A 6,000-nucleotide genomic window follows, 5' to 3' on the forward strand; every position below is an offset into this window, starting at 1 on the left:
GAGCAGGCTCAAGCCCGCGTGGCTGGGCCATTGCCGATCTGCCACACAAACGGCGGCTCTGTCCCATTCACCACCCAATCCCCAACAATCCGCGCCTTGTAGATCACCGGGTTGTGCGACGACACCGTACGCGCATTGCGCCAGTGGCGATCCAGCGATTTACCCTGGCGCACATCCGACGCGCCCAGCGCATTAAACAACTCACTGGTCGCACGCTGGATCAATTCCGACACCACCACCTGCGCCGTCGCCGATTCAATCTCCGCCGCCACGTTCGCTGCGCGTTCAGCCACCGCATCCCCGGCAAATCGCGCCAGGTACGCCTGTTGCGCCGGCACCGCGGCTTTTAAGGCACTGGCCTCGGCGGCATACACCAGCGCCGCCACTTCACCGACCACGTGTTGAACTTGAGCGTCCTGGCTGACATGGGCAGCATTGCCATGGCTGTAAATGCGCTTGCGGCTGCGCACTTGATGGGCCACGTCGTTGAGCGCAGCGCGGCCGATACCGGCCAGGGTCGCCAGTAGCACCAGTTGGTAAAAAGCGGTCTGGTATTTAAAACGTGTAGCAAAATCGATAACGTTTTCCGCCTCCACCCGCGCATCGGTAAAACGCGTGGTGCCGCTGCCGGTGGTGCGCTGGCCAAAGCCGTCCCAGTCATCGCTGGTAGCAACGCCAGGCTGGCGCGTGCGGGTGGCGGCAATCACATCACCGCCGGTGTCGCTGCGCTGCGCGTACACGTCGATCCAGTCGGAAAAAATGCTGCCGGTGCTGTAGAACTTCTCACCGTTGAGCTTCCAGTGTTCACCGTCGGGGCTGACCTGGGTGACCACATCGCCGATGGCGACATTGCCGATTTCGGTCCAGGCGCAGCCGACAATATCACCCTCGACAAAACGCTTGAACCAGACCTCACGGCCGGCGCCGGGGGGCGCATTCAGGCGGTCTTCGGCAAACGCGAAGTGCCCGCGCAAGGCCTGTGGCACGTTGGAATCGGCGGCGGCGAGTTCGATCAGCAGCTCGAACAGTTGCGGCAAAGAGGCGCCGCCACCGCCATATTCCACCGGCACGCGCACCGCGCCAAACCCGGCTTGTTTAAGCCATTGGATCGGTTCATGGGGCAGGGCGCGGGTGTGCTCGCGCGTTAGCGCGCCGTCGGCGATGCGTTGGAATATCGGCCGGAAGCGCGCGGCCAACGTGGGGTAGTCGACGCCAGTGGACAGCGGGTTGATGACGTGTTGCTCGGTCATGGGGACGGCTCCTTGGCAGTGATCAAGTCTGAGGGCGATTGCACAGTCCGTGCCGTGCTGCAAACGCCCGTGTTTGCGTGGTGCAGGTGCGCTGCGCTGTTGCGCCAGCAACAGTGAACCGACAAATCGACGCGATCCGTGACATCAGCCACTCAGCGACCCAGCGCCGCGTTTTGTGCCACGGCCCCCATAGCCGGGGCCTCTGCCGCGGCCTGGCACGCTTGCTGCTCAAGCGCTTGTTACATCCCTTTGTGCGAGGTAATGCCCGATGAGTCAGCAAGCCGTGAAATTTGCCTACTGGGTGCCCAACGTCAGCGGTGGGTTGGTGGTGAGCAAGATCGAACAACGCACCCATTGGGGTATCGACTACAACCGCAAACTGGCGCAGTTGGCCGAAGCGGCGGGCTTTGAATATGGCCTCACGCAAATTCGTTTCACCGCCGGTTACGGCGCCGAAAACCAGCACGAATCCGTGGCGTTCAGCCATGCGTTGCTGGCGGCGACCACCACGCTCAAAGTCATCGCAGCGATCCTGCCCGGCCCGTGGCAACCGGCGCTGGCGGCCAAGCAACTGGCGACCATCGACCAGCTCACCAACGGCCGCATCGCGGTAAATATCGTCAGCGGCTGGTTCAAGGGCGAGTTCCAGGCGATCGGCGAACCCTGGCTGGAACACGACGAGCGTTATCGCCGTTCCGAGGAGTTTATCCGCGCCCTGAAAGGTGTCTGGAGCCAGGACGACTTCACCTTCAAGGGCGATTTCTACCGTTTCAACAATTACACCCTCAGGCCCAAGCCGCTGGGCCAGCCGGAAGTGTTCCAGGGCGGCAGTTCGCGGGCGGCGCGCGACATGGCGGCGCGCGTGTCGGACTGGTACTTCACCAACGGCAACACGCCTGAAGGCATCAAGGCTCAGGTGGATGACATTCGCGCCAAGGCGGCGGCGAACAACCATTCGGTCAAAGTCGGCGTCAACGCGTTTATCATCGCCCGCGACACCGAGGCAGAAGCGCGTGCCGTGCTCGCAGACATCATCGACAAGGCCGACCCGGAGGCCGTGAATGCCTTCGGCGATGCTGCCAAACAGGCCGGTAAGGCCTCACCTGAAGGCGAGGGCAATTGGGCCAAATCCAGCTTTGAAGACCTGGTGCAGTACAACGACGGCTTCAAGACCAACCTGATCGGCACCCCGCAGCAGATAGCCGAGCGCATCGTCGCGCTCAAGGCGGTGGGCGTGGACCTGGTGCTGGCCGGCTTCCTGCACTTTCAGGAAGAAGTCGAGTACTTCGGCACGCGCGTATTGCCGCTGGTGCGCGAGCTGGAAGCCAAGGCCGCGATCAAGCAGGTGGCCTAAGCATCATCGGTTAAACACCAGCACCGCCGCGCGCAATTTATTACTGCCGAAACGGCACATCCGCTCGAACTGCGCATGGCTGACCGGCAGGTGCTGGCAGTCGAGCGGCTGGCGCTGCTGGCTGTGGTCCACATCGGGGTCGTGCAGGTAAACAAAGTCGTCGTCGCAATCGGTGACCATCACCCAGTGCGGCGACTTGGAGCGGGTGAGGCGATAGCTGCTGATCAACACCAGCGGCTGCGCGCCCTCGCGCAGCAACTGCGGCAGGTCCAGTGCGCCGCCCACGGCTTGCTCGACATCGCTGCCGGCCAACTCCTCTTCGAAGGCCTCATGGACTAAACGCATCACGTCCTTTTTGTGCTGGTCGCGCACGCCATTTAGAAACAGCGGCCCGCGCACATTCACCTGCATGCGCACCCGAAAACCCCGGCGCCACGCCGCCAGCGCCAAGCCTTGCGGGCTGCAACCGCCGTGGCCTGCGGTCATGAACACGGTGGTCGCCTCGCGCCAGATTTGCAGCTCTTCGCGGCGCCCGGCCACGCGCGCAGGCACCAGCGCGCCCATCGCCATCAGCAGGCAGGCGGCGCCGCAGGTAAAATCGGTGGTCTGCGGGTAATACGGCACGCTGTGCGGGCGCGCGACCTGGTGCTGCAGAATGCGTTTTTCCAGGCGCAGGGCCGGGGCGTGGTCTTCGTAGTAATCGTTGATCAGGTCGAAACGCCGGTAACCATTGCGCTCATACAAGGCGAGTGCGCCGGGGTTGTCGGTGCGCACCTCCAGGCGCAGGTAGGCGCAGTCATGCGCCACGGCGCAGGCCTCAATGCGCGCCAGCAACTGTTTGCCCAGGCCCATGCCCCGCGCGTGCTCGGCAATCGCAATCGAATACAGGCGCGCCAGCGAGGTGCCGCGATGGAACAGCACCAAGGCGTAACCGAGTAAATCGCCGTCATTGTCGGCGACCCACAACTGCCCGTTGGCGCGGCTGATCATCCACTGAAAACTGCGCGGCGAGAGCCGGTCGGTGGTGAAACAGTGCTGTTCCAGTGCCACCAATTCAGGCACATCAGCGGGGGTCGCAACGCGAAAGGAAAGAGCCATATGACCGCCGTAAAAGTTGCGTAACGAAACGGGACTTCTCTAAAAGATCGTGCTTAATAGAAAAGGTCGAGTTCTCTAAAGCGGATCAAATATTATGTCGGCGGTACACAGGCATTGGCGTGAAGTATCCGAGCAATCGGTCGCGGCGACAATAACGTCGCAGCGTTATTTTTCGGCCCAACCGCGAGGTTCCAGCCAAGTCGTGATTATTGTCGAACGCAAGGAAGACTGGGCGTCGTACTTTCCCAGCGAAGACATCGTCAGCGCCCAGGAGTACCTCGAGCAAACGCCCGAGAGCGAGGCGGGCAAGCGTGTGCAGGTGATCAACCTGTGCCGCGGCTACAAGTACCTGGGGCACGGTTATTACTGTTCGTTGTTGGCTGAGGCGCGCGGGCACAAGGTGATTCCGTCGGTGCGCACATCAGTGAGCTGACCAAAAAGTCGCTGTATGGCCTGGCGTTGGATGACCTGGATAAAACCCTTGATAAAGCCTTGAACCATCACCTTTACAGCAATACCGAAGGCTTCACGCTGACGCTTTACTTTGGTCGAACCACTATAGAGCCGTTGCAGGAGTTGGCCCGCCAGTTGTTCGAAACCTTTCCCTGTCCGATTTTGTTAGTTGAGTTTCGCAAACACAATGGTTGGCACATTGAAGGGGTCAAGTCTGGCGTATTGCACAAGTTACGCGATGACCAGGAAGACCACTTCGCCCACGCACTGGACAACTTCAGCCGCAAGATCTGGCGCCAACCCCGCTCACGCCGACTGGCGCGTTATGACCTGGCGATTTTGCACGATCCTCAAGAGCAACTGCCGCCGTCGAATGCCCGTGCGCTGGAAAATTTCATCCGTGTCGGCAAGGGGCTGGGCATTGATGTGGAACTGATCGAGCGCAAGGATTACTCGCGCCTCGCCGAATACGACGCCTTGCTGATCCGCGAGACCACCAGCGTCGACAACCACACCTACCGTTTCGCCAAAAAAGCCGAAAGCGAAGGCCTGGTGGTGATGGACGACCCGGCGTCGATCCTGCGCTGCACCAACAAGGTCTACCTCACCGACTTGCTCAACAGTCACCAATTGGGCATGCCCGCCACCGAAATTCTGTACAAGGATCGGCCGCAAGATTTTGAGCGGGTCGGCGAGCGACTGGGTTTTCCGCTGGTATTGAAAATCCCCGACGGGTGTTTCTCCCGGGGCGTGATCAAGGTCGAAAGCCAGGAGGCATTGCTCAAGGCCACCGCCGAGTTGTTTGAACATTCGGTACTGCTGCTGGCTCAGGAATTTTTCTACACCGAATACGACTGGCGCATCGGCGTACTCAATCGCAAGCCAATCTTTGCCTGCCAGTACTTCATGTCCAAGGGCCATTGGCAGATCTACAACCACAAGGCCATTGGCCAGGACGTCAACGGCGAATGCCGCACCCTGGCGGTCCACGAGGCCCCCAAGGCGGTGGTGGAGCTGGCGGTAAAAACCGCCAACCTGATCGGAGACGGCCTCTACGGTGTCGACCTCAAGCAATCCGGCGACAAGGTGGTGGTGATTGAGGTCAACGACAACCCCAACATGGACGCCGGTATCGAAGATGCCTACTTGCAGGACGACTTGTACGCCCTGGTGCTGGAAGAGTTTGTGCGGCGGCTGGAGTTGAAGCGCCAGGGCCAGGGTTGGTGAGCTTTCTGGGTGTAGCGCTGTCGCGCAGCAGACTGGCTCGGGGTGTTCTTCAGGTTGGGTGTATATCCGTTATTTGGGTTATGGCTTATATCGGTTTCGCTCTTACAGCGAGTCACTTTTGAAAGGACCGGAAGCCGGCCCAGCCAAAACTAACCATGCATACCCAGCAGATCTGCTTTTTTTGCTTTCTGTGGGAGGGGGCTTGCTCCCGATAGCAGTTTTACAGTTGATACATGAGTTGACTGACCCACCGCCATCGGGAGCAAGCCCCCTCCCACAGTTTGAATGCATTCTGCTTGGGAGATTGGGTCGGCTTTCAGGCCGCCTGCTTTTGATTGTGATCTTGATCTGAGAAGCGCCCCGTTGTAAGAGCGGAACCGATATAAGCCATAACCTCAATAACGGATATGCACTCAAAGCCAAAGCCACAAACCTGGGTAAATTTCAACAGCAAAAACAATAGGTTATTTGTAGTGTGATAGGAGGGAGCAAGCCCCCTCCACAGTTTTATTGCATTTAGTCAGTTAGCCGTATGTCATCAGCTGGCATTACCGCCCGCCGCAGCGGTGTTAACGCTCAAGGCACGCTCGATCACCAAGCGCTCCAGCGCAATCGCCG

3 protein-coding genes and 1 pseudogene are annotated in these 6,000 nt (G+C 60.0%); 2 read left to right on the top strand and 2 right to left on the bottom strand.

Going from position 1 to position 6,000, the window contains the following annotated elements; genetic code table 11:
* Positions 1–8: 8 nt before the first annotated feature.
* Positions 9–1,250: an acyl-CoA dehydrogenase family protein gene (locus F0169_RS09530; protein ID WP_152746348.1), complete on the bottom strand. Its 1,242-nt coding sequence runs from the start codon at positions 1,248–1,250 to the stop codon at positions 9–11.
* Between the two features lie 268 nt (positions 1,251–1,518).
* On the opposite strand from F0169_RS09530, the gene sfnG reads away from it, so the two are divergent.
* Positions 1,519–2,604 (top strand): dimethylsulfone monooxygenase SfnG, encoded by a 1,086-nt coding sequence (gene sfnG / locus F0169_RS09535; protein ID WP_122251500.1) that lies wholly within the window; start codon positions 1,519–1,521, stop codon positions 2,602–2,604.
* Positions 2,605–2,607: 3 nt separating this feature from the next.
* On the opposite strand, the gene F0169_RS09540 is transcribed toward sfnG, so the two are convergent.
* Complete coding sequence (locus F0169_RS09540) at positions 2,608–3,702, bottom strand: GNAT family N-acetyltransferase/peptidase C39 family protein (RefSeq protein WP_152746349.1); 1,095 nt, start codon at positions 3,700–3,702, stop codon at positions 2,608–2,610.
* A gap of 94 nt (positions 3,703–3,796) precedes the next feature.
* On the opposite strand from F0169_RS09540, the pseudogene F0169_RS09545 reads away from it, so the two are divergent.
* A pseudogene (locus tag F0169_RS09545) lies at positions 3,797–5,382 on the top strand (RimK family protein).
* Positions 5,383–6,000 lie beyond the last annotated feature (618 nt).

Source organism: Pseudomonas kitaguniensis, from assembly GCF_009296165.1.
In the GTDB taxonomy this organism is placed as follows: Bacteria; Pseudomonadota; Gammaproteobacteria; order Pseudomonadales; family Pseudomonadaceae; genus Aquipseudomonas; species Aquipseudomonas kitaguniensis.

Bases quoted from the DNA above. Each gene is read 5' to 3' on its own strand.
- sfnG (WP_122251500.1), top strand. From the start codon at position 1,519: ATGAGTCAGCAAGCCGTGAAATTTGCCTACTGGGTGCCCAACGTCAGC.
- F0169_RS09530 (WP_152746348.1), bottom strand. From the start codon at position 1,250: ATGACCGAGCAACACGTCATCAACCCGCTGTCCACTGGCGTCGACTAC.
- F0169_RS09540 (WP_152746349.1), bottom strand. From the start codon at position 3,702: ATGGCTCTTTCCTTTCGCGTTGCGACCCCCGCTGATGTGCCTGAATTG.